General features: G+C 54.6%; 22 protein-coding genes and 1 riboswitch. Of the genes, 15 read left to right on the top strand and 7 right to left on the bottom strand.

The annotated features are described in order from the left end of the window. Positions 1-10: 10 nt before the first annotated feature. Positions 11-206: riboswitch (Lysine riboswitch) on the bottom strand. Between the two features lie 724 nt (positions 207-930). The 5 genes from pgi (at position 931) to N7922_RS23130 (ending at position 6,817) form a co-directional block, all read left to right on the top strand. Continuing rightward, positions 931-2,580 (top strand): glucose-6-phosphate isomerase, encoded by a 1,650-nt coding sequence (pgi, locus tag N7922_RS23150; protein ID WP_263098462.1) that lies wholly within the window; start codon positions 931-933, stop codon positions 2,578-2,580. Between the two features lie 442 nt (positions 2,581-3,022). After that, positions 3,023-3,265: an exopolysaccharide production protein YjbE gene (yjbE, locus tag N7922_RS23145; RefSeq protein ID WP_061498897.1), complete on the top strand. Its 243-nt coding sequence runs from the start codon at positions 3,023-3,025 to the stop codon at positions 3,263-3,265. Positions 3,266-3,330: 65 nt separating this feature from the next. Beyond that, on the top strand, positions 3,331-3,984 hold the full coding sequence (locus N7922_RS23140) for a YjbF family lipoprotein (protein ID WP_263098461.1): 654 nt from the start codon (positions 3,331-3,333) through the stop codon (positions 3,982-3,984). Next, positions 3,981-4,718 carry a capsule biosynthesis GfcC family protein gene (locus N7922_RS23135; RefSeq protein ID WP_263098460.1) on the top strand — a complete coding sequence of 246 codons (738 nt, stop codon included), beginning with the start codon at positions 3,981-3,983 and terminating at the stop codon, positions 4,716-4,718. The genes N7922_RS23140 and N7922_RS23135 overlap by 4 nt, the downstream gene beginning before the upstream one ends. A gap of 2 nt (positions 4,719-4,720) precedes the next feature. Then, positions 4,721-6,817, top strand: coding sequence for a YjbH domain-containing protein (locus N7922_RS23130; protein ID WP_263098459.1), 2,097 nt, complete (start codon positions 4,721-4,723; stop codon positions 6,815-6,817). 50 nt (positions 6,818-6,867) lie between these two features. Here N7922_RS23130 and N7922_RS23125 read toward each other — a convergent pair whose 3' ends face one another. Together N7922_RS23125 and N7922_RS23120 are read right to left on the bottom strand one after the other, a co-directional pair. Next, complete coding sequence (locus N7922_RS23125) at positions 6,868-7,320, bottom strand: acyltransferase (RefSeq protein ID WP_263098458.1); 453 nt, start codon at positions 7,318-7,320, stop codon at positions 6,868-6,870. 9 nt (positions 7,321-7,329) lie between these two features. After that, positions 7,330-7,839 (bottom strand): GNAT family N-acetyltransferase, encoded by a 510-nt coding sequence (locus N7922_RS23120; protein ID WP_263098457.1) that lies wholly within the window; start codon positions 7,837-7,839, stop codon positions 7,330-7,332. Between the two features lie 137 nt (positions 7,840-7,976). On the opposite strand from N7922_RS23120, the gene psiE reads away from it, so the two are divergent. Further along, the gene (psiE, locus tag N7922_RS23115) at positions 7,977-8,387 is read left to right on the top strand and encodes a phosphate-starvation-inducible protein PsiE (protein WP_263098456.1); all 411 of its coding nucleotides are present in this window, start codon (positions 7,977-7,979) and stop codon (positions 8,385-8,387) included. Between the two features lie 216 nt (positions 8,388-8,603). On the opposite strand, the gene malG is transcribed toward psiE, so the two are convergent. The 3 genes from malG to malE all read right to left on the bottom strand — a co-directional run bounded on the left by malG (position 8,604) and on the right by malE (position 12,329). After that, the gene (malG, locus tag N7922_RS23110; protein ID WP_263098455.1) at positions 8,604-9,494 is read right to left on the bottom strand and encodes a maltose ABC transporter permease MalG; all 891 of its coding nucleotides are present in this window, start codon (positions 9,492-9,494) and stop codon (positions 8,604-8,606) included. A 14-nt stretch (positions 9,495-9,508) separates the two neighbouring features. Then, the gene (gene malF / locus N7922_RS23105; RefSeq protein WP_263098454.1) at positions 9,509-11,053 is read right to left on the bottom strand and encodes a maltose ABC transporter permease MalF; all 1,545 of its coding nucleotides are present in this window, start codon (positions 11,051-11,053) and stop codon (positions 9,509-9,511) included. 85 nt (positions 11,054-11,138) lie between these two features. After that, the gene (gene malE, locus N7922_RS23100) at positions 11,139-12,329 is read right to left on the bottom strand and encodes a maltose/maltodextrin ABC transporter substrate-binding protein MalE (RefSeq protein ID WP_263098453.1); all 1,191 of its coding nucleotides are present in this window, start codon (positions 12,327-12,329) and stop codon (positions 11,139-11,141) included. Between the two features lie 370 nt (positions 12,330-12,699). Between malE and malK the strand changes: the two genes are divergently transcribed. From malK to ubiA, 5 genes are all read left to right on the top strand, one after another. After that, a complete protein-coding gene (malK, locus tag N7922_RS23095; RefSeq protein ID WP_061498867.1) occupies positions 12,700-13,809 on the top strand; it encodes a maltose/maltodextrin ABC transporter ATP-binding protein MalK in 1,110 nt (369 codons plus the stop codon). Positions 13,810-13,912: 103 nt separating this feature from the next. After that, entirely contained in the window at positions 13,913-15,235 is a 1,323-nt protein-coding gene (locus N7922_RS23090) for a maltoporin (RefSeq protein ID WP_263098452.1), read from the top strand. A gap of 108 nt (positions 15,236-15,343) precedes the next feature. Beyond that, positions 15,344-16,288: a maltose operon protein MalM gene (gene malM, locus N7922_RS23085; RefSeq protein WP_263098451.1), complete on the top strand. Its 945-nt coding sequence runs from the start codon at positions 15,344-15,346 to the stop codon at positions 16,286-16,288. A 180-nt stretch (positions 16,289-16,468) separates the two neighbouring features. Then, positions 16,469-16,966: a chorismate lyase gene (gene ubiC, locus N7922_RS23080; protein WP_263098450.1), complete on the top strand. Its 498-nt coding sequence runs from the start codon at positions 16,469-16,471 to the stop codon at positions 16,964-16,966. A 12-nt stretch (positions 16,967-16,978) separates the two neighbouring features. After that, positions 16,979-17,848, top strand: coding sequence for a 4-hydroxybenzoate octaprenyltransferase (ubiA, locus tag N7922_RS23075; protein ID WP_263098449.1), 870 nt, complete (start codon positions 16,979-16,981; stop codon positions 17,846-17,848). A gap of 43 nt (positions 17,849-17,891) precedes the next feature. Here ubiA and plsB read toward each other — a convergent pair whose 3' ends face one another. Continuing rightward, positions 17,892-20,315, bottom strand: a complete 2,424-nt coding sequence (gene plsB, locus N7922_RS23070; protein ID WP_263100990.1) for a glycerol-3-phosphate 1-O-acyltransferase PlsB — start codon at positions 20,313-20,315, stop codon at positions 17,892-17,894. A gap of 130 nt (positions 20,316-20,445) precedes the next feature. On the opposite strand from plsB, the gene N7922_RS23065 reads away from it, so the two are divergent. The 4 genes from N7922_RS23065 (at position 20,446) to N7922_RS23050 (ending at position 23,346) form a co-directional block, all read left to right on the top strand. After that, on the top strand, positions 20,446-20,814 hold the full coding sequence (locus N7922_RS23065; RefSeq protein WP_061498849.1) for a diacylglycerol kinase: 369 nt from the start codon (positions 20,446-20,448) through the stop codon (positions 20,812-20,814). Positions 20,815-20,922: 108 nt separating this feature from the next. Continuing rightward, positions 20,923-21,537 (top strand): transcriptional repressor LexA, encoded by a 615-nt coding sequence (gene lexA / locus N7922_RS23060; protein ID WP_263098448.1) that lies wholly within the window; start codon positions 20,923-20,925, stop codon positions 21,535-21,537. Positions 21,538-21,614: 77 nt separating this feature from the next. Further along, a complete protein-coding gene (gene dinF / locus N7922_RS23055; RefSeq protein ID WP_263098447.1) occupies positions 21,615-22,949 on the top strand; it encodes an MATE family efflux transporter DinF in 1,335 nt (444 codons plus the stop codon). A 187-nt stretch (positions 22,950-23,136) separates the two neighbouring features. Next, positions 23,137-23,346, top strand: a complete 210-nt coding sequence (locus tag N7922_RS23050) for a CsbD family protein (protein WP_263098446.1) — start codon at positions 23,137-23,139, stop codon at positions 23,344-23,346. Positions 23,347-23,540: 194 nt separating this feature from the next. Here N7922_RS23050 and zur read toward each other — a convergent pair whose 3' ends face one another. Continuing rightward, positions 23,541-24,056, bottom strand: coding sequence for a zinc uptake transcriptional repressor Zur (zur, locus tag N7922_RS23045; protein ID WP_263098445.1), 516 nt, complete (start codon positions 24,054-24,056; stop codon positions 23,541-23,543). Between the last annotated feature and the right edge of the window lie 275 nt (positions 24,057-24,331).

The following is a 24,331-nucleotide window of genomic DNA, read 5'->3' as shown; positions in this document are numbered from 1 at the left end:
CAACTACGATTTCCCCAGAAGTGCTCCACCTTGCGAAACGCCCGACTGGGAACGTTTCTGGTGACAACCCAGAGGATTCAGCCTCTGTAGCCGATAACAAACGCTGCCAGGCGTTTTGCTATCTCGGCGTTGCTCCCCCTCAGGTGTTTTCTTCAGTTTGGCTCTTCCAACACCGTGTACCTGGGCAACGCGCCTCTTCTGGCTATTACCTTCGCCTTTCGCGCCGCAGCGGTGTTGGCTGCCTTCACTTACCCCGGTCACTTACCTGTGTAAGCTCCCGGGGATGCGCTCAGTTGCCGCCTTGCTGCAACGCGAAATGCTTTGGTAATAAATACCTTCGCTTTCACACCGCAGCGGTGTTGGCTGCCTTCACTTACCCCGGTCACTTACCAGTGTAAGCTCCCGGGGATGCGCTCAGTTGCCGCCTTGCTGCAACACGAAATGCTTTGGTAATAAATACCTTCGCTTTCACACCGCAGCGGTGTTGGCTGCCTTCACTTACCCCGGTCACTTACCAGTGTAAGCTCCCGGGGATGCGCTCAGTTGCCGCCTTGCTGCAACACGAAATGCTTTGGCAATAAATACCTTCGCTTTCGCGCCGCAGCGGTGTTGGCTGCTTGCGAAATGCATGGGTAATAAATACCTTCGCCTTTCACGGCTCGGTAATACAACACAATTGACTCCGCGCGTACGCGGAGAGTGTTGTTATAAATAAAGCGTCAGCGGGTGTGCTGTCAACGACGGGATTATGCGGATTTTTCATCTGGCTTTCGCCGTCAGTAAAATGACTTATGTTGTTCTCCTGTCCGGTTATTTTGCGCCGGGATTTGCGCCTTGCTCACCGCTCGTGACACAAAAACCATCACAATTTTCCCTGCCAGGCGCTACAATCGACCGCAGTCACAATTCTCAAATCAGAAGAGTATTGCTATGAAAAACATCAATCCAACGCAGACCTCTGCCTGGCAGGCATTACAGAAACATTACGCTGACATGAAGGACGTTACTCTCGCGGAGCTGTTCGCGAAAGATGGCGACCGTTTTGGCAAGTTTTCCGCAACGTTCGACGATTTGATGCTGGTGGATTTTTCTAAAAACCGCATCACCGAAGAAACCCTGAACACCCTGTTGTCGCTGGCGAAAGAGACTGAACTGGCTGGCGCCATCAACTCTATGTTCTCTGGCGAAAAAATTAACCGTACGGAAGATCGCGCGGTTCTGCACGTCGCGCTGCGTAACCGTAGCAATACGCCGATTGTGGTTGATGGCAAAGATGTGATGCCGGAAGTGAACGCGGTTCTGGAGAAAATGAAAGCTTTCTCGGAAGCGATCATTTCTGGCGCCTGGAAAGGTTACACCGGCAAACCTATCACCGACGTAGTGAACATTGGTATCGGCGGTTCCGACCTTGGCCCGTTCATGGTCACCGAAGCACTGCGCCCGTACAAAAATCACCTCAACATGCACTTTGTTTCTAACGTCGATGGCACCCACATCGCTGAAGTGCTGAAAAAAGTGAACCCGGAAACCACGCTGTTCCTCGTGGCCTCCAAAACCTTCACCACTCAGGAAACCATGACCAACGCCCACAGCGCGCGCGACTGGTTCCTGAAAACCGCCGGTGATAACAAACACGTGGCGAAACACTTTGCGGCGCTCTCCACCAACGCGAAAGCGGTTGGCGAGTTCGGCATCGACACCGCGAACATGTTCGAATTCTGGGATTGGGTGGGGGGGCGTTACTCTTTGTGGTCCGCGATTGGTCTGTCGATCATTCTCTCTGTGGGCTACGACAACTTTGTGGAACTGCTCTCCGGCGCTCATGCGATGGACAAACACTTCTCCACCACTGAGCTGTCGAAAAACCTGCCGGTGCTGCTGGCGCTGATCGGCATCTGGTACAACAACTTCTTCGGTGCCGAAACCGAAGCTATCCTGCCGTATGACCAGTACATGCATCGCTTTGCCGCTTACTTCCAGCAGGGCAACATGGAATCCAACGGCAAGTATGTTGATCGTAATGGCAACGCCGTGGATTACCAGACTGGCCCTATCATTTGGGGTGAGCCGGGCACCAACGGTCAGCACGCGTTCTACCAGTTGATCCATCAGGGAACCAAAATGGTGCCGTGTGACTTTATTGCCCCGGCGAAAACCCACAATGCGCTCTCCGATCACCATCAGAAGCTGTTATCAAACTTCTTCGCCCAGACCGAAGCGCTGGCGTTCGGTAAATCCCGTGACGTGGTTGAACAGGAATATCGCGATCTGGGTAAAGATCCGGCAACGCTGGAAAACGTTGTGCCGTTCAAAGTGTTCGAAGGCAACCGTCCTACCAACTCCATTCTGCTGCGTGAAATCACGCCGTTTAGCCTCGGTGCGTTGATTGCGCTCTATGAGCACAAAATCTTCACCCAGGGCGTCATTCTCAACATCTTCACTTTTGACCAGTGGGGCGTAGAGCTGGGTAAACAACTGGCGAACCGCATTCTGCCGGAACTGGGCGATGCCAGCGCGGTATCGAGCCACGACAGCTCCACCAACGGCCTGATTAACCGCTATAAGTCCTGGCGCGGTTAATCCTGAAAGCGTCGCTTCGGCGGCGCTTTTTTTTCGTCGAATATATTAAGCCCGGGTTTTATATATTGGTGGCCCGATCTTGCCGATATATAAGTAATGGCAATATTGATATTTTCATTATGGAAAGATTATGAAGAATAATCTGATTCGGTAATGGCATATTGAGCGATCAGGTTTATCCGAAAATGTCGTCGACGCCATCAGTTATTGCTATAAATTTTAGGACTAGCCTCATTGTGTCACCTTTTTGCGATTATTTAATTACTTGATAAATATCACATTTATTTTTAATTTATTTTCTACCCAACCGCTAAATACCCGTTTTCCTAAAACTCACTCGCCTATTTCCCGGGGCGTAATTCATCTGCTTTAGTTGTGTATACTCGATCTCGCCTGAGTTTTTTCAGGTAAATCTCCATTCATTCAATGAAGGGATATTGATATGAAAAAAGTCCTGTATGGCATTTTTGCCATATCCGCACTTGCGGCGACCTCTGCCTTCGCGGCACCGGTATTAGTCGGTGAAGCAGCAGGGTCGGCAGCGACCTCTGTCTCTGCAGGTAGTTCTGCAGCGACGGGCGTTAGCACCGTAGGCTCTGCGGCGGGTGTCGCTCTTGCGGCAGTCGGTGGCGGTGATGGCTCCAACACTGGAACCACGACCACCACAACAACAAGTACCCGGTAATAGCGGGTGCATTAACTATAACCACACTTCGGTGTGGTTATTTCGCCCCCTTTCGGAGAAGAGTCGTGAAGCGACCTGGAATCATTTTGCTTTGCCTGCTCCTTCAGGCATGTTCTGGCCCGATCAAAGGCCTGGGAACGTCGCTTTGGAATAGTGTGTTTGGTACCCCTGGTGCTCATCTGACCGATGACGAACTGCTCAATATGCCTTATGCCAGCCAGTACGTGCAGCTTAATGATGGCCCGCAACTGTTTGTGGTGCTCGCTTTCGCGGAAAACGGGCAGCAGAAATGGGTGACGCAGGATCAGGCGGTCATCGTCACGCAGAATGCCCGCATTGTGAAAACCCAGCTTGGCGGCGACAAGCTCGGCGGCGATAACTTAATTGAAGTGAATAACCTTGGCGCCGATCCGTTGGCCAAACCGAATCAGATCATCGATGGTGCGAGTTGGACGCGTGTCATGGGCTGGTCTCAGCATAAACAGGTGCGCTACGCCGCTGCACAGTCAGTGTTCCGTTGGAACGGAACGGACACGATCACACTGGCGAACGACGAAACGGTTGTTCGCGTGCTCGATGAAGAGGTCACCACCGAAGAGAGAAACTGGCGCAACCGCTACTGGGTGGATGATGAAGGGCTTATCCGCCAGTCAGTACAGTATCTCGGTGCGGGATTCTTCCCGGTGAAAATGACCCTGATTAAGGCGGCGAAAGAATGAAAACGTACGCGTTGCTCCCGCTTTTACTCGCACTCTTTTCCCCGCTGGTGCTGGCGACAGGGACCGTTGATGTGTATGTCGCAGGCGATGCGACACCGAAAAAGCTCACCAATGCTGAGCATTTGGTCGACCTGGTTGGGCAACCCCGACTGGCGGACAGCTGGTGGCCTGGCGCGGTCGTCAGCGAACGACAGGCCACCATCGCACAACAGGCGCGGCATCAGGTACTGCTGGAACGCCTGAGCAGCCTGGCTGCTGACGAAAGTGGTAATGCCGCCGCGGCCATTAACGCCCTGCGTCGGCAATTGCAGGCGGTCAAAGTGACCGGCCGGCAAATTGTGCCGCTCGACCCGGACTATATCCGTCTGCACCGCCTTTCTAACCGCCCGCTGCAAGGGGAATACACCCTGTGGGTCGGGCCGCAGCCTGGCACCATTAGCGTGGTGGGGTTGATCAGCAGTCCAGGCAAGAAGCCGTTCACACCCGGTCGGGATGTGGTGAGTTATCTGGATGATATGGACCTGCTAAGCGGAGCCGAACGCAGCTATGCATGGGTGATTTATCCCACCGGACAAACACAGAAAGTGCCAGTGGCGTACTGGAACAGACGCCACGTCGAGCCGATGCCCGGTAGTGTGATTTTCGTGGGTTTTGCGCCGGGTCTGTGGAGCAACGTCTATGACGAGCTCAACGCCGACATTCTTGAGTCCCTGACGCATCGGATACCGGAATAATAATGAAAAAATCGTTTGTAATAAGCCTGTTGGCGCTTGGAGTAAGCGCGGCCTGTCACGCAGAAACGTTTCCGGACCCGGTAGGCCCGTCCCAATCTGATTTTGGCGGTGTGGGTCTGCTGCAAACCCCAACGGCGCGTGTAGCGCCGGAAGGCGAGCTAAGCCTTAATTACCGCGACAACAAGCAATACCGTTTCTACTCCGCTTCGGTGCAGCTGTTGCCGTGGCTGGAAACGACGCTGCGCTATACCGACGTGCGTACGCGCAAATACAGTTCCGTGGAGGCGTTCTCCGGCGATCAATCTTACAAAGATAAAGCGTTTGATTTGAAAGTGCGGCTGTGGGAAGAGGGCTACTGGCTACCGCAAGTGGCCGTGGGTGCGCGTGACGTGGGCGGTACCGGTTTGTTCGACGGTGAATATCTGGTGTCGAACAAAGCCTGGGGGCCGTTCGATTTCTCACTCGGTATCGGCTGGGGTTATCTGGGTACCAGCGGTAATATCAAAAACCCGCTCTGTACCTACGACACGAAGTTCTGTACCCGTGATACCAGCTACAAAGCCGCAGGCTCAACGGATACGTCACAAATGTTTCGCGGTCCGGCCGCGCTGTTTGGCGGGGTGGAGTACCAGACGCCCTGGCATCCGCTGCGCCTGAAGCTGGAATACGAAGGCAACAACTATCAGCAGGATTATGCCGGTAAACTGCCGCAGCGTAGCAGCGTTAACGTCGGTGCTATCTACCGTGTCGCTGACTGGGCCGACATTAACCTGAGTTACGAGCGCGGTAATACCTGGATGTTCGGCTTTACCCTGCGCAATAACTTCAACGACCTGCGCCCTGGCTATAGCGATAACTCACGCCCGAGATATCAGCCAGAGCCGCAGGATGCCATTTTGCAGCACTCCGTGGTGGCGAATCAGCTTACCCTGCTGAAATACAATGCAGGTTTTGCAGACCCGCAAATTCAGGTAAAAGGCGATACGCTGTATGTGACCGGCGAGCAGGTGAAGTACCGTAACACCCAGGAAGGGATCGAGCGTGCTAACCGCATTGTTATGAATGACCTGCCGGAGGGGATTCGTACCATTCGCATTAACGAAAACCGTCTGCACTTGCCACAGGTGACCACCGAAACGGATGTCGCCAGCCTGAAGCGCCATCTTGAAGGCGAACCGCTGGGGCAAGACACGGAACTGGTGCAAAAACGCGTGACGCCAATCGTGCCGGAGAGCACCGAGCAGGGATGGTATATCGATCGGCCGACGTTTGATTTCCACATTGATCCGGTACTGAACCAGTCACTGGGCGGCCCGGAAGGGTTCTACATGTACCAGATTGGCGTGATGGCGACGGCAGACTGGTGGTGGACGGATCACCTGCTGACCACCGGCAGTCTGTTTGCCAACCTGGCTAACAACTACGACAAATTTAACTATACCAACCCGCCATCGGATTCGGCGCTGCCGCGCGTTCGTACCCGCGTACGTGAATATGTGCAGAACGATGTCTACGTGAACAACATGCAGGCGAACTACTTCCAGTATCTGGGCAATAACATTTATGGTCAGGTGTATGCCGGGTATCTGGAAACCATGTACGGCGGGGCCGGCGCAGAACTGATGTGGCGTCCGGTAGACAGTAACTGGGCGTTCGGCGTGGATGCGAACTACGTGAAACAGCGTGACTGGCGCAGCCCGCAGGACATGATGAAATTTACCGACTACAGCGCGAAGACGGGGCATTTCACCGCTTACTGGACGCCGTGGTTTGCACAGGATGTATTGGTGAAAGCCAGCGTCGGGCAGTATCTGGCCGGGGATAAAGGCGGCACGCTGGACATCTCCAAACACTTCGACAGCGGTGTTGTGGTCGGTGCCTACGCCACGATCACCAACGTGTCGGCAGCACAGTATGGGGAAGGGGACTTCACCAAAGGGGTCTATATTTCCGTGCCGCTGGATCTCTTCAGTATCGGTGCTACCCGCAGTCGTGCTGGCATCGGCTGGACGCCGCTGACGCGTGACGGTGGGCAGAAACTGGGTCGTAAGTTTGAGCTGTACAATATGACCAACGATAAAACGCTGAACTTCCAGTAAGCATTTCTTTCGCTGAGCGTTACCGGATACCCCTCTCTCAGGAGAGGGGGTTATAGCTGGCGCAGCAACCGCGCCGGGTTCCCCGCATAAACCCCTTTCACGGTAATCGATTTGGTCACCACGCTGCCTGCGCCGATAACCGCACCGTCGCAAATGGTCACCGCCAGAATCGTTGCGCCGCTGCCAATCGACACATCATTGCCAATCACAATGCGTCCCCAGCTTTCACGGTCCGGATTGGGTTTGCCTTCGCGGAACATATCGTTCGCAAACATCACGCCATGGCCGATAAAGCAGCGCTCGCCCACGGTCACGTATTCACAGATAAAGGTGTGTGACTGAATTTTGCTGCCGTTACCAATCTGCGTATTCCCCTGAATTTCCACAAACGGCCCGACGAAAACACCCTCGCCCAGCGTACAGCCATACAAATTGGCGGGTTCGTAAATCACCACATTCTCACCGCAGGTGACGTTACGTACCCCGGTCTGGCGGACTTCCATTCTCACTCCTTAAATCGATTTGCCCAGAATATGCAATAGGCTCTGCTGAGAGGGGGTACTGAACACGGTATCCTTGATATGCGTTAACCCCTGGCGGAGGTAGAAACGGTATGCCTGCGGGTTGGCGTCCAGCACTTCCAGCCAGAAAAAGGTTTCACCCCGGCTTTTCGCCATCCGTTCTATTTCCGCAATCATCTGTTCTCCATAACCTTTGCCGGTTTTTCCGGGAAGCAGATAGAGTTTATGCAGCAGCGTACCGGCATGGCTATCGCCCTCTACGGCACAGTGCCAGGAGACTTTGGCGAATCCTACCGGCGCGTGATCCTGCGCGATAAACCAGTCACTGACATCACTTTGCAGGCTCTGCTGTAATGTGTTCAGGGAATACTCTTGCTGCAAAAAAGCCTGTAACTCATGCTGCTGATGCCACAGATGAGCAAAATGGTGGGAATAACTGGCATAACCCATCTCGCTCAATAATGCAGCGTCATCCGGGTCTGCTTTACGTATTGTCAGCACTCTTTGGACCTCCATGCGTGAAATTTGACGATGCAACATGTCATCACGCGGTGTCACAAAATATAAGTAAATAATGTAGATCCAGATCACATTTCTGCGTTATACAGGAGGCTCGCCACTAAGCATGAGGTGCTGATATGACGTCGCTAACGCGTCCGCGCGCTGAGTTTATTTCGACCATTTTGCAGACCGTGCTTAACCTCGGCCTGCTGAGCCTCGGCCTGATTCTGATTGTCTTTCTGGGGAAGGAGACGCTGCATCTGGCGGATGTGCTGTTCGCCCCTGTGCAGACCAGCAAATATGAGCTGGTGGAAGGACTGGTGGTTTACTTTCTCTACTTCGAATTTATCGCGCTGATTGTGAAATACTTTCAGTCCGGTTTCCACTTCCCGCTACGCTATTTCATCTACATTGGCATTACCGCGATTGTGCGCCTGATCATCGTCGATCATCAGTCGCCGATGGACGTCCTGATCTACTCGGCGGCGATCCTGTTGCTGGTTATCACCCTGTGGTTGTGTAACTCCAAACGGCTGAAGCGAGAATAAAAAAAAGGCGGCTGATTAAGCCGCCAAACAACAGTCACAAGTTACTCATCATACAAGTTGAGGGTGCAGTGGCCTCGCCCGTCATCTTTCGGGTGATAGCTGTGCTGGCTTCCTTTACTCACCCCAGTCACTGACTTCTGTCAGCTCCCGGGGATTCATGCCGTCGCCGCCTTGCTCTCAGCCGAAATCTTTAGGGCGTAATAACAACGATGAAACTTAACCTTTCACACCGCCTGCGGTCAGGCCGTTAACCAGCCAGCGCTGCGCAAGCAGGAAGACAATCGTAATGGGAATGGCGGACAACACCGCCGCTGCGGCAAAATCCCCCCACAGGTAGTTTTGCGGGTTGAGATACTGCTGCATGCCCACCGCCAGCGTGTAGCTGTTCACATCACGCAGCAACAGCGACGCGACCGGGACTTCGGTGATAGCGGCAATAAACGACAGAATAAACACCACCGCCAGGATCGGCACCGACAGCGGCAACAACACCAGACGGAACGCCTGCCACGGGGTGGCGCCATCCAGCGCGGCGGCCTCTTCCAGCGAACTGTCGATGGTTTCGAAATACCCTTTAATCGTCCATACATGCAGCGCAATACCGCCCATATAGGCGAAGATCACCCCACCATGCGTGTTCAGACCAATAAACGGAATGTACTGGCCCAACCGATCAAACAAGGCATACAGCGCCACCAGTGACAGCACGGCCGGGAACATCTGGAAAATCAGCATCCCTTTCAACAACGTCGCTTTGCCACGAAAACGCATACGGGCAAAGGCGTACGCACAGGTCGTGGAGAGCGCGACAATCCCGACGGCGGTGATCCCGGCGATCTTCACCGAGTTCCACAGCCATAGCAGCACCGGGAAGGGCGGCGGTGTGACGCGACCATCCGCGTGTTCAACGCTAAAGCCCAGCGCCAGGCGCCAGTGCTCCCAGGAGATGGTCTCCGGGATCAAGCTGCCGGTGGCGAAGTTGCCTTCACGCAGCGAAATGGTGATCACCATCAGCAGCGGGAACATAATGGCGGCAATAAACACCAGCAATAACAGGTGAGTGACCAACAATCTCAGCTTTTGCGATTTCGCTTGCACCATAGCCATACTTTTCGTCCTCCTTAATCGAATTTCATGCGTGTGGCTTTCAGGTTGACGATTGCCAGCAGACCGACCAGCAGGAAAATCAGCGTGGCGATGGCGGCAGCAAGCCCAAAGTCCTGACCGCCGCCGCCTTCAAAGGCGATGCGGTAGGTGTAGCTCACCAGCAGGTCGGTATACCCCGCAGGCGTCGTGGTGCCGATGCGGTCCGGCCCGCCGTTGGTCAGCAACTGGATCAATACGAAGTTATTAAAGTTAAAGGCAAAACTGGCGATCATCAGCGGCGTGAGCGGTTTGATCAGCAGGGGAAACGTGATGCGGAAAAAGTTCTGCAACGGTCCTGCGCCATCCATTGCCGAGGCTTCGTACAGATCGTCCGGGATCGCTTTTAACAGCCCCATGCAGAGGATCATCATGTAGGGATAACCGAGCCAGGTATTGACGATCACGATCATCGTGCGGGCCGTTGTCGGATCGCTGAACCAGGCCGGTTTGATGCCAAACAGTGCGCTGAGCATCATGTTAATTTCGCCGAAGCTCTGGTTAAACAGCCCCTTGAAAATCAGTATCGAGATAAACGACGGCACGGCGTAGGGCAGGATCAGCAGCACGCGATAAATCGCTTTGCCTTTCAGCGACTCCCATTGCACCACGCAGGCCAGCACCATCCCCACGGCCACCGTCAGCACCACGGTGAGGACAGAGAACACTACCGTCCAGATGAAAATGGCGACAAACGGCTTCTGGATACCCTCATCGGTGAACACACGCATGAAGTTATCCCAGCCAATGGTGACGGTATAACCGGGGCTCAGCTTTTCATCACCCCAACTGCCATCGGCATTCACGGCCTGGAAGAAGCCAATGTTGTTATTGGCCCGATATTTCGTGCCGCTCTGGTTATTGGTTAACGTGCCATCCTGCGCCAACTGATAGAGCGGGCGGGTGCCGGAAAACTGGCGCAGCGAGCTCATGGCAACTTTGCTCTGATCCGGCAATATGGCGGTGAGCTGGTTCAGCGCCTGGCGCTGCTGGGTGATCACGCGCAGGTTGGCGCGCTCGCCAGCGGGCAGGGCAGTAACTTCTCTTACGGTGATTTTCTGTTCCCCGCCGGGTTTAAACGCGTCGGAGAGGTAATTTTTTCCGCTGTCGCCATCGGTCAACGCCAGTTGCCATTCGTCACCCGCCGGGTACAGGCCAAAATTGTAGGCCTTTCCTGCCTGGTAAGCGCGATCGAGAAGAACTTGTTGCGCGCGCTCCTGGGTAAGCTGGTTGGTGCTGCTGTAGTTGGTAAAGGCAATGGCGATAGTGCAGATCAGAGGAAACAGGACAAACAGCCCCATCCCCGCCAGACCGGGATAGACATAACGCCAGGCATAGGCTTTACGGTTGGCGAAAATATAGAGACCCGCTGAACTCAGGATCAGCGTCGTTATGGCAAAAAGGTATTCCCCTTGGGCATACATCAAAACAACAAGGTATCCCACCAGTAGTCCCATAAGGGCAATGGCCGCCCAGGCGAGCTGCGGGCTTTGCCACCAGTGGCGTTTTCTTACAACATCCATGGGAAGTCCTTTTACAACGGTGAACACGAGTGTCAGGTGGCGCTGCGTTTACCTGATTTGTGCGTAGCGCCACCCGGCATATTGCTTACTTGGTAATACGACCCTGTGCGTCTTTCAGGGCGGCATCGACGGTCTGACGACCGCTGACCGCATTGATAACGGCGGTGCGGGTGGCGTACCAGAAGGCGGCCATCTGCGGGATATTCGGCATGATTTCGCCGGTTTTCGCGTTATCCATGGTGGCGGCAATGCGCGGATCTTTTGCTAACTGATCCTGATAGGTTTTCAACGCAACCGCGCCCAACGGTTTATCTTTGTTCACTTCTTCCAGACCCTGATCGGTCAGCAAGTAGTTTTCGAGGAACTCTTTCGCCAGTTCTTTGTTCGGGCTGGCGGCGTTAATACCGGCGCTCAGCACGCCAACAAACGGTTTGGACGGTTTGCCTTTAAAGGTCGGCAGCGGAGCGACGCCGTAATTGATTTTGCTCTTATCAATGTTGGCCCACGCCCATGGACCGTTGATGGTCAGCGCGGTTTCCCCTTTGTTAAAGGCGGCTTCGGCGATGGAGTAATCCGTGTCGGCGTTCATGTGCTTGTCTTTAATCAGCTTCACAAGGAAGCCCAGACCGGCTTTCGCGCCTGCATTGTCGACGCCTACGTCTTTGACGTCGTATTTGCCGTTTTCAAATTTGAACGCGTAACCCCCGTCGGCGGCAATCAGCGGCCAGGTGAAGTACGGTTCTTGCAGGTTAAACATCAGCGCGCTCTTACCCTTCGCTTTCAGTTCTTTGTCCAGCGCCGGGATCTCTTCCCAGGTTTTTGGCGGGTTTGGCAGCAGATCTTTGTTATAAATCAGCGACAGGGATTCTACGGCGACCGGGTAGGCAATCAGCTTGCCGTTGTAACGCACCGCATCCCAGGTGAAGGGATACAACTTATCCTGGAAGGCTTTATCCGGCGTGACTTCCGCCAGCAGACCGGATTGCGCATAACCGCCAAAACGGTCGTGCGCCCAGAAGATAATGTCCGGGCCATCACCGGTTGCGGCAACCTGCGGGTACTTCTCTTCCAGCTTGTCCGGGTGTTCGACGGTGACTTTGATACCGGTGTCTTTCTCAAATTTCTTACCCACTTCGGCAAGACCGTTATAGCCTTTATCGCCATTAATCCAGATGACCAGCTTACCTTCTTCGATCTTGGCGAGGGCAGAGGCGGAAAACATCATCGTCGCCACTGCGGACAATGCGAGGATGCGTGCGCCTGTTTTGATTTTCATATATCCCGTCCTTTAGGTGTTGTGCTCGTGGATACGTTCAGGTGGTTCGACGGGGATTAGTCTCCTTTTTTGACAAGCGCTTCTCATCCTCCTTAAACCTACGCCCCAGGGGTGATTTGTGTGATCCCTGTTACACAAATTTTTATTATGTGTGTCAGCGCACATAAAAATGTGCCGGTTTTTGCAGCGTCCATCACGAAATTGCACGCAGCCCCTCAGCCAGGGGGGCAGAGCCGCTTCTCTCATCCTCCCGCCTCCTCCCCCATCAAAAACCAGGGGGGTGGAGGATTCACACGCGATATCGATGCGCCATAGTCAGCCCACGTTGAATGTTTTTGTTGGTGACAGGTTGTAACGAAGGGAGAAGGGCATGGCGAGCGTACAGCTGCGTAATGTAACGAAAGCCTGGGGCGATGTGGTGGTGTCGAAAGACATCAACCTCGATATTCACGAAGGTGAATTCGTGGTGTTTGTTGGCCCATCAGGCTGTGGTAAATCGACGCTGCTGCGCATGATTGCCGGGCTGGAGACCATTACCAGCGGGGATTTGCTGATCGGCGATACCCGTATGAATGATGTTCCCCCCGCCGAACGCGGCGTCGGCATGGTATTTCAGTCCTATGCGCTCTATCCGCACCTTTCGGTGGCGGAGAATATGTCTTTTGGCCTGAAGTTAGCGGGTGCGAAAAAAGAGACGATCAAAGCGCGTGTTACCCAGGTGGCCGAAATACTCCAACTGGCCCATTTGCTGGAGCGTAAACCGAAAGCCCTTTCCGGCGGTCAGCGTCAGCGCGTCGCGATTGGGCGCACACTGGTCGCTGAACCCCGCGTCTTCTTGCTTGATGAACCCCTCTCCAACCTTGATGCCGCCCTGCGTGTGCAGATGCGTATTGAGATCTCCCGTCTGCATAAACGCCTTGGCCGCACGATGATTTACGTCACCCACGATCAGGTCGAAGCGATGACGCTGGCTGACAAGATTGTGGTGCTGGACGCCGGTCGCGTGGCGCAGGTGGGTAAACCGCTGGAACTCTATCACTACCCGGCTGACCGTTTTGTCGCCGGATTTATCGGCTCACCGAAGATGAACTTCCTGCCGGTAAAAGTCACTGCCACCGCCATTGAACAGGTGCAGGTTGAGCTGCCTAACCGCCAGCAAGTCTGGCTGCCGGTAGACAGTGCCAATGTGCGGGTCGGCGCGAATATGTCTCTGGGCATTCGCCCGGAGCATCTGCTTCCAAGCGACATCGCCGATGTCACGCTGGAAGGCGAAGTTCAGGTCGTAGAACAGCTTGGTCACGAAACACAAATTCATATCCAGATCCCCGCAATACGTCAGAACCTGGTTTACCGCCAGACCGACGTGGTGCTGGTAGAAGAGGGTGCCACATTCGCCATCGGCTTACCGCCGGAGCGTTGCCATCTGTTCCGTGAAGATGGCACCGCCTGCCGCCGGTTGCATAAAGAACCCGGCGTTTAAGCATTCCAAAAAACTGACACAGAGCCATTCGCGCCAGCAGTCAATAACGCGCGCGTGCGAAAGGTGATGTGTAAAAAGAAAAGCAATGATCTCAGGAGATAGAATGATGATTACTCTGCGCAAACTTCCACTGGCTCTCGCCATTGCCGCAGGCGTCCTGTCTGCACAGGCGGGCGCCGTCGACTTTAAAGGTTATGCCCGTTCCGGCATTGGCTGGACAGGCAGCGGCGGCGAGCAGCAATGCTTCCAGGCGACAGGTGCGGACTCAAAATACCGTCTCGGTAACGAATGCGAAACCTACGCGGAAATTAAATTAGGCCAGGAAGTCTGGAAAGATGCTGATAAAAGCTTCTATTTCGACTCCAACATCGCCTATAAAACCGCACAGCTGAATGACTGGGAAGACAGCAACACGCCAGCCGTTCGCGAATTTAACGTGGTGGGTAAAAACCTGATCGATTCACTGCCAGGCGCCAACATTTGGGCCGGTAAACGTTTCTATCAGCGCCATGACGTGCACATGATCGACTTCTACTACTGGGACATCTCCGGTCCGGGCGCGGGTCTTGAAAATATCGACGTCGGTATCGGTAAACTCTCTTTAGCCGCTACCCGTTCTTCTGAGTCCGGTGGTTCTTCTGCCTTCGGCGATCGCGATCCTAACACCGGTCTGCGGACCTATAACAACAAAGTGCCAAACGACGTCTTCGACGTGCGTTTAGCGCAGATGGCCATTAACCCGGGCGGTACGCTGGAACTGGGCGTTGACTATGGTCACACCAACATTCCGGATGACTACTATCTGGAACCTGGTGCATCGAAAGATGGCTGGATGTTCACGGCTGAACACACCCAGAGCATGATGAAGGGTTACAACAAATTTATCGTGCAATACGCCACTGACTCGATGATCTCTCAGGGTAAAGGCCAGGCGCGCGGCGGCTCTGTGGATAACGACGGTCATCTGATCCGCGTGCTGGATCATGGTGCTATCAATCTCGCCGAGAAGTGGGATCTGATGTATGTCGGTATGTATCAGGACACCGATCGCGACAACAAACAAGGCACCACCTGGTACACCGTGGGCGTGCGCCCAATGTACAAATGGACGCCGATCATGAGCACATTGCTGGAAGTGGGTTATGACAACGTCAAATCCCAGCAGACCGGCGATCGTAACGACCAGTACAAAATCACCCTTGCCCAACAGTGGCAGGCTGGCGACAGCATCTGGTCTCGCCCGGCAATTCGCGTCTTCGCTACCTATGCCAAGTGGAATGAGAAATGGGGCTACGTCAAAACTGACTCCTCCGGTAATTCCTCTTCCTTCGCGGCAAGCAATAGCACTATCACGCCGTTTGGCACCACCAGTCGTGGTAACGACGATGAGTGGACCTTCGGCGCCCAGATGGAAATCTGGTGGTAATCCATTCACACCCGCTGTAATGACCGAACGAGGGGCGCAAGCCCCTCAATCTTGGGTGACGCGCGCTATTGCCTGGCCAACGCTCACCGAGCAATCAAGGTGATAATAATGAAAATGAAAAAAAGTTTTATCGCGCTCTGCCTGTCCGCAGGGCTACTGGTTGCGGCTCCCGCTGTGAGCCTGGCTGCCGTCAATATTGTGCCGCAGGATGTCTCTGCCGCACCGTCCATTCCTGCTTCTGCGCTGCAACAGTTGCACTGGATGCCTGTTTCACCTTCGCAAACCCTTTCCAGCGATGTGAGCGCTGCCGGGCAGACGCTGAACGTTGCGGGAATTTCCGGGCCGGTAATGGCCTATAGCGTTCCGGCGAACATTGGTGAACTGAACATCACGCTCACCAGTAAAGTCAGCAATGAGAGCGTGTATGCGCCGAACGTGCTGGTGCTTGATCAGAACTTCACGCCAGCGGCATTTTTCCCTTCCCACTTCTTTACTTACCAGGAGCCGGGAGTGATGTCTGATAATCGTTTAGAAGGCACGATGAAGCTCACTCCTGCACTGGGCCAGCAAAAGCTTTATCTGCTGGTGTTTACGACCCAAAAAGATCTCCAGCAAACCACGCAAATGGTTGATCCGGCCAAAGCGTATGCAAAAGGCAATGGTAACGCGGTGCCTGATATTCCCGATCCGATTGCTCGCCATGGCGTAACCGGTTCGCTGGTGGTGAAAGCCAGCACCTCGTCATCGTCCAGCATCCTGGTCGGCCCGCTGTTTGGCTCCTCCGGCCCTGGCCCGGTCACCGTGGGAAATACGGCGGCGCCAGCCTATAGCGCCCAGCCAGCACCCGCCGCCGCGCCGGTTGCCGCACCTGCGCCTGCAGTGAAAAGCGAACCGATGCTCAACGATACGGAGAGCTATTTTAACCAGGCCATCAAACAAGCTGTTGCGAAAGGGGATGTTGATAAGGCATTGAAATTATTGGATGAAGCAGAGCGTCTCGGGTCGAAAACCGCCCGTTCCACTTTTATCGGCAGTGTAAAAGGCAAGGGGTAACAGTCTCCCCACAATGCTGATATTTGCAGCAACTGGTGCGTCGCCTGACGCACCCTTTTTCCGGCGCAGCGGCGCGCTGTTGCACACCTGTTGCGCTGATGAAAACCGAATGAACTTTCCCCGCCCGTAACGCCTGTTCTGCGATACAATAATCCTACGTTATGTACCGGAGAGTAAGGCATGTCTCACCCCGCGCTTACGCAATTGCGTGCGCTGCGCTATTTAGACGCGATTCCTGCGCTTGAACCGCAACTGCTGGACTGGCTGTTGCTGGAAGATTCCATGACGAAACGTTTTGAGCAGCAGGGCAAAACGGTCAGCGTGACGCTGATTCGGGAAGATTTTGTCACCGCAGACGAGATAGCGCAGGAGCACGGCCTGTTGCCGGAGGAGCCGCGTTACTGGTTGCGGGAAATCATTCTCTGCGCGGATGGCGAACCCTGGCTTGCCGGGCGCACCGTGGTGCCGGAGTCCACCCTGAGTGGTCCGGAGCTGGCGCTGCAAAAGTTGGGAAAAACGCCGCTTGGGCGTTATCTTTTTACCTCTTCTACGCTTACGCGTGACTTTATTGAAATTGGTCGTCATGAGCAGCTATGGGGACGCCGTTCCCGCCTGCGTTTGGGGGGAAAACCGCTGATGCTGACCGAACTGTTTTTGCCTGCGTCGCCGTTGTACTAAGAGGAATCGAAAATGGAGTGGAGTCTCACGCAGAATAAGCTGTTGGCCTTTCACCGGCTGATGCGTACGGACAAACCGATTGGTGCGTTGCTGCTGCTGTGGCCGACGCTGTGGGCGTTATGGGTGGCGACACCGGGTGTGCCGCCGCTGTGGATTTTACTGGTCTTTGTGGCGGGCGTCTGGCTGATGCGCGCCGCCGGATGCGTGGTGAACGATTACGCGGATCGTAAGTTTGACGGCCATGTTAAACGTACCGCGAACCGTCCGTTGCCCAGCGGCGCCGTGACGGAGAATGAAGCGCGGACCCTGTTTGTGGTGCTGGTGTTGTTAGCGTTTGCGCTGGTGCTGACGCTCAACATGATGACCATCCTGCTGTCGGTGGCTGCACTGGCGCTGGCATGGGTCTATCCGTTTATGAAGCGCTACACGCATCTGCCGCAGGTGGTGCTGGGCGCGGCGTTTGGCTGGTCGATTCCGATGGCGTTTGCCGCGGTCAGCGAGTCAGTGCCGCTGAGCTGCTGGATTATGTTTCTTGCCAATATTTTGTGGGCCGTGGCGTACGACACGCAGTACGCAATGGTAGACCGGGATGATGATGTCAAAATTGGTATCAAATCGACAGCAATCCTGTTTGGCCGTTTCGACACGTTGATTATTGGTATTTTGCAGGTTGCGGTGATGGCGCTGATGGCGTCCATTGGTTGGCTGAACGGGTTAAGCTGGGTCTATTACGCGACGGTGCTGATAGCGGGTGGGCTGTTTGTCTACCAGCAGGTGCTGATTGCGGGCCGTGAACGCGACGCCTGTTTTAAAGCTTTTATGAACAACAACTACGTGGGTCTGGTGCTGTTTTTAGGGCTGGCGTTCAGTTACCTGCATTGATGTTTCTCACCCCTCTCCCTGTCGGGAGAGGGTTATCTTACTTTCACGCTTCTGCTTGCGTTGCGCTCTCAATCGTTAAACGCACATCCGAGGTAATCAACTCCGCCAGCATCTGGTACACGCTTAATGTCTGCGCGGGTTCCGCATCGCCAGTGTCGCTGATATAGCCTTCGTCACGCAGTGTCAGTACCAGCGTACTGAAGACCGCCTTATCGAAGAACTCCGGTGCGTTGATACCGTGCAGCACCGACAGACGTTGCGCCAGCGTACGGCTCTCTTTTTCCAGCGTACTGCGGTTCATTGACGGATTCGCACTCAACAGCCAGAAGGTGATGGCATAACGTTGCAACGTTTCGCGCGCACCTGCGGCGAGCAGTTGCAACGTGCGCGAGTGCGCCGGGTTAATGCTTACACGATCGTCTTTCAGCGTCAGCAGCCCCTGGCGCAGCAGCTCCTGGGTCAGGTTTTCCAGCACCTGCGCCAGCTCTGCTTTCTCCCAACGCAGGAACAATTCCGCTTTCAGCATCGGGTAGAGCAACTCGACATGACGCAGAATTTCACGTTGGGAAATGGCGCGATGCTGGGTCACGATAGCCGCCAGCAATGACGGCAGCATCAGCATATGCGCAATGTTATTGCGGTAATAGGTCATCAACACGGCCTGCTCGCGCGGCAGAATGATGATATCGCCGATGGTATCTTTCTCGACTTCAAACTTGTTCATCTGCAACGCGTGATCGATAAGCTCACTGGCGCTGGCGGACGGCGTGGTTGAATCCGGCGAATACGGCACGTTGCGCATGAGCTCAAGGTAGCAACTCAACTGCTCGGTTAACTGCTCACGCGTCAGAGAGCGCTGACGCGATGCCAACAGCGCCGTACAGCACAGGTTCATGGCGTTAGCCGCACCCGCGTTGTTAATTCGCACCATCAGATCGGCGGCAATGCCGTTCACCGTCGGCGTTAACCATGCCGGACGGATGGCTTCAATCGGATCGATCGACTCGCGCCACTCCGGCACATGGTGGTTCAGGTAGTTCATCAGCGGGATGGGCTCGCCGAAATTCACATACCCCTGGCCCAGATTGCGCAGCTTGCTCAGGCCGCGCACCATCTGCAACAGACTCTCTTTCTCTTTCGTCGCCCCGCGCAGCTCTTTGGCGTAAGTGCCCACTTCCATCACGTGCTCATAACCGATGTAAATCGGCACCAGCGTGATCGGACGTGTACCGCCGCGCAGCATCGCCTGAATGGTCATCGACAGCGTACCGGTTTTCGGATCCAACAAACGCCCGGTGCGGGAACGGCCACCCTCGACAAAATATTCGACGGAATAACCGCGGCTGAACAGCTCGCCCAGATATTCACGAAACACAGTGGAATAGAGCTTATTGCCTTTAAAAGTACGACGAATAAAGAACGCGCCAAGACGGCGGAAAATCGGCCCGGCGGGCCAGAAATTCAGGTTAATGCCTGCGGCGATATGCGGCGGCACCAGCCCCTGGTGATACAGCACGTAAGAAAGCAGCAGGTAGTCCATATGGCTGCGGTGGCAGGGCACATAGACAATCTCATGACCATCATGGGCCAACTGGCGCACGCGCTCGGCGTTGTGCACATTAATGCCCTGATAGAGACGGTTCCAGGTGAAGCCGAGGATGCGGTCGGTCAAACGGATCATCTCGTACGAGAAGTTCGCTGCGATCTCCTCCATCAACGCGATGGCGTTTTGCTGCGCCTTATCGTGGGAGATTTTTTTGCTGCGCGCCTCATCTTCGACTGCTCTGGCAATCGCTTTGGATGAGAGCAGTTTATTAAACAGATCCTGACGCGCGGGCAGGCGCGGGCCTACTGCGGCAAGGCGCTGACGGGCGAAGTGCATACGCGCGACGCGCGCCAGTTTCTGCGCGATGATTTTGTCTGTGCCGTGTTCTGTCGCCATGCGACGCAATGAAACCGGCGGCGAAAAACGCACGAAGCTGTCGCGGCCAAGCCAGGATACAGCGAAGAATTTCTGGATGCCGTTGAGCATGCGCAAAGGCGGGTTGACTTCGCCCTTCTCACGCCCGGGGGAGCGACCAAACATCACCGATACCGGCACCATTTGCACATCCAAATCCGGATGACTGCGATGGAGATCCAGGTAATCATGGAACAGTTTGATGGATTCTTCTTTTGGCGTGTAATAGGTAAACACACGCGGCCCGCCGTGGATAAACACGTAACGCGGTAGCAGTGCGCCGTCGATTTCCAACGGTTCCAGTGGGTCTGGCAGCTCATGCGCCAGACACTGAGCGCGCAGCGTCATCAAGTCTGCCTTGGAGTTGTAAGGCAGCACATACATGATGGGACGTGAGGTATCGAGACCCAGTTCCTGTGCAGGTTCTGCGGGGATCGATTTACTTTTTACCAGCACGCTTAATGGTAAATTCAGTAATTTGTAGTAAATTCGTGGCCAGCCGGACATAAAGGATGTAAAGCCTCTGGTTAATAGTGCCATTGCGCCGCAAGAATATCAGAAAGCGCGCATAATTTCTGTTGTACCTCTGCATGCTTACATAGACATTGATGCTCATTAGATAAAAAGGTTCTTTTTCATGGCCAATAATACCACTGGATTAACCCGGATCATTAAAGCAGCGGGCTATTCCTGGAAAGGCGTTCGCGCCGCATGGATAAATGAAGCGGCGTTTCGCCAGGAGGCTGTCGCAGTTGTGCTGGCCATTATTATTGCCTGCTGGCTCGATGTGGATCCCATCACGCGCGTGCTGCTGATTGGTTCGGTTTCGCTGGTCATGATCGTTGAAATCCTCAACAGCGCAATTGAAGCCGTGGTGGATCGGATTGGCGCTGAATTTCATGAACTTTCCGGGCGAGCGAAGGATATGGGGTCGGCAGCGGTGCTGATGTCTATCCTGCTGGCGCTGTTTACCTGGATCTCTCTGCTCTGGTCGCATTTTCGATAACGCTTGCAGAATTCGATAACGCCCTGGTTTTTTGCTTAAATTTGGTTCCAAAATCACCTTTAACTGTATATACTCACAGCATAACTGTATATACACCCAGGGGGCGGAATGAAAGCATTAACGGCCAGGCAGCAAGAGGTGTTCGATCTTATCCGCGATCGCATCTCCCAAACAGGTATGCCGCCGACGCGTGCGGAAATCGCGCAACAATTGGGGTTCCGTTCCCCAAATGCGGCTGAAGAACACCTCAAAGCGCTGGCGCGCAAAGGGGTTATCGAAATCGTATCCGGCGCATCCCGCGGTCTTCGCTTGTTGCTCGAAGAAGAAGACGATCTCGGGCTGCCGCTGATCGGTCGTGTCGCCGCCGGTGAGCCGCTGCTGGCGCAGCAGCATATCGAAGGGCATTACCAGGTTGATCCTGCGCTCTTCAAACCGCATGCGGATTTCCTGCTGCGCGTTAGCGGGATGTCGATGAAAGACATCGGCATTATGGACGGCGACCTGCTCGCGGTGCATAAAACGCAGGACGTGCGCAACGGCCAGGTGGTTGTGGCGCGTATTGAAGACGAAGTTACCGTTAAACGTCTGAAAAAACACGGCAACACCGTTGAACTGTTACCGGAAAACAATGAGTTTTCCCCGATTGTTGTTGACCTGCGCGATCAAAACTTCACCATTGAAGGGCTGGCGGTAGGTGTCATTCGCAATGGCGAGTGGCTGTAACGCCTCCCTTATTCGCTGCGGCGCTGTTTTACGCTCCGCAGCGTTAATCCCTTTCCCCGATCGATCCTGACACTGCTATGCCCCTGCTGACTGCATCCGACAAAGCGCTGTGGCGACTTGCCCTGCCAATGATCTTCTCCAATATCACTGTCCCGTTGCTGGGACTGGTGGATACGGCAGTGGTCGGGCATCTGGATAGTGCGGTCTATCTGGGTGGTGTGGCCATCGGCGCGACCGCGACCAGCTTCCTGTTTATGCTGCTGCTGTTCCTGCGGATGAGCACCACCGGGCTGACGGCTCAGGCATACGGTGCGAAAAATGCGCCCGCGCTGGCTCGGGCGTTGGTACAGCCACTGCTGCTGGCGTTGGGAGCCGGCGTGCTGATTACACTGTTGCGCGCGCCGCTTATCGATCTGGCGTTACACATTACCGGCGGCAGCGCTGCGGTGCTGGAGCAGGCGCGGCGCTTTCTTGATATTCGCTGGCTAAGCGCTCCCGCATCGCTCGGCAACCTGGTGCTGCTGGGTTGGCTGCTGGGCGTGCAGTATGCCCGCGCGCCGGTGATCCTGCTGGTGGTGGGCAACGTTCTCAATATTGTGCTTGATGTCTGGCTGGTGATGGGGCTGGGCATGAATGTCCAGGGGGCAGCACTGGCAACGGTGGTGGCGGAGTACGCGACCTTTGTGCTCGGTCTGCTGATGGCGCGCCGCGTGCTGGTTATGCGCGGTATCACCTTCCCGGTGCTGAAGACGGCCTGGCGCGGTGGACTTGGGCGCTTGCTGGCGCTTAATCGGGACATCATGCTGCGCTCGTTATTGCTACAGCTCTGCTTTGGTTCGATAACCGTGTTCGGCGCGCGTCTTGGCGGCGAAACCGTGGCGGCGAATGCGGTGCTGATGATGTTTCTGACGTTTACTGCCTACGCGCTGGACGGGTTCGCTTATGCAGTGGAAGCCCATTCCGGGCACGCTTATGGCGCGCGTGACGACACTCAGCTTAAGCTCATCTGGCGCGCAGCGTGCCGCCAGGCAGGTCTGGTGGCGCTGGCGTTCTCGGCGATATATGCGCTGGCCGGGGAGTCAATTATCGCGCTGCTCACCTCGCTGCCAGCCCTGCAAAACATGGCCGGGCACTATCTTATCTGGCAAGTGATCCTGCCGGTGGTGGGCGTGTGGTGTTATTTGCTGGATGGCATGTTTGTGGGTGCGACGCGCGGTGCGGAAATGCGTAACAGCATGGCGGTTGCTGCGTGCGGGTTTGCCCTGACGCTGTTGACGGTGCCCACGCTGGGCAACCATGGTCTGTGGTTGTCGCTGGTGGTGTTCCTGGCGCTGCGTGGGCTGACTTTAGCGTGGGTATGGCGTCATCACTGGCGCAATGGCACCTGGTTTTCCGGTGTTGACCCCTCCTGACAGCCCCTCTTTTCCCCTAGTATTGCTGGTTCACTCCTCTTTCTTTCGTCTCGTTAATACGGTTTTCTTTATCATAAATGGTTAAAGATTCCGAATTTAAAACAAATGGCAGTATTCCTGACTACAATAATCAGTACGTTCAGCGCAACAGGAACGTAACTTTTAACCGAACGATAAGGAGTCAACGATGAACAAAGACGAAATCGGCGGTAACTGGAAGCAGTTTAAAGGTACTGTGAAAGAGAAATGGGGCAAGTTGACCGATGACGATATGACCGTCATCGAAGGTAAACGTGACCAGCTGGTGGGTAAAATCCAGGAGCGTTATGGTTACGCAAAAGATCAGGCGGAAAAGGAAGTTACGGATTGGGAAAGCCGTAACGATTACCGATGGTAGCCGACACTCACCCTCAAGTGTTGACCCTCTGAAAGGTTCTGCCCGAACGGTACACGGATGTACCCTCCCTTTATCTTTCACGTTTTACCGGTGTTGGCTGCGCTTTCGCGCCCGGGTCACATACTGGTGTATGCTCCCGGCGTTCGTACGTTTGCTGCCTTACCCTACATGAAATTTTGGGGATGATATGACCACTAGCGGGGTTTTTTCTTTACCAGAATGCTGTGATCGTGATGGCAGTGCTCGTGATGACGGCAGGATTCCACTTCCACACACGCGGCGCATAAACCGTGTGCTTCAATCACGTTATGACGCAGGGCAAAACCCATCTTCGCCGCCAGCGCGTGCATGATATCTTCCACGCCTTCCGCTTGTTCTTCTTTCACTGACCCGCAGCGATCGCAAATAAACATGGCTGAGGTGTGCGTCGGTTGATCAAATAAATGGCACAGCACGTAGCTGTTGGTGGACTCCACCTTATGAACAAACCCTTGCTCCAGCAGGAAATCCAGCGCGCGATATACCGTTGGCGGCTTAGCCTGCGGCTCGCTGACGCGTAATAAATCGAGCAGATCGTAAGCGCTGATCGCCCCTTGCTGCAGACTGAGTAATCGCAGCACTTCAAGACGCTGGGGAGTCAGGCGCACATTGCGCTGCGCGCACAGCTTTTCAGCCTGCACTAACATCTCTTGCGAAGTGGTCTTATCCATTGGCGCTCTCTGTTTCGGGGAAGCAATAAACCTGTACTTTACCATGTCCGGCGAGAAACGCCGAGATCGCGCCCTGGGATCTCTTTTTCGCCGATATATTCACGAACTCATCAGCGTCTTCTATAAATAATTAGTGTCATCAATCACAAAAATCACTTCTGTTCGATTATTTTTCGTTCAGGAGATTTAGCTACTTTTTCCTATGTTATTCGCAGCAATAGAGCCTTCCTGTTTAGCAAATACTAAACAGGCTTAAAAAAACTCATTCTGACTAC

Origin of the sequence: Kosakonia sp. ML.JS2a (assembly GCF_025642095.1) — a bacterium.
Lineage (GTDB): Bacteria > Pseudomonadota > Gammaproteobacteria > Enterobacterales > Enterobacteriaceae.
This window is presented reverse-complemented; position numbering and strand designations above follow the sequence as displayed.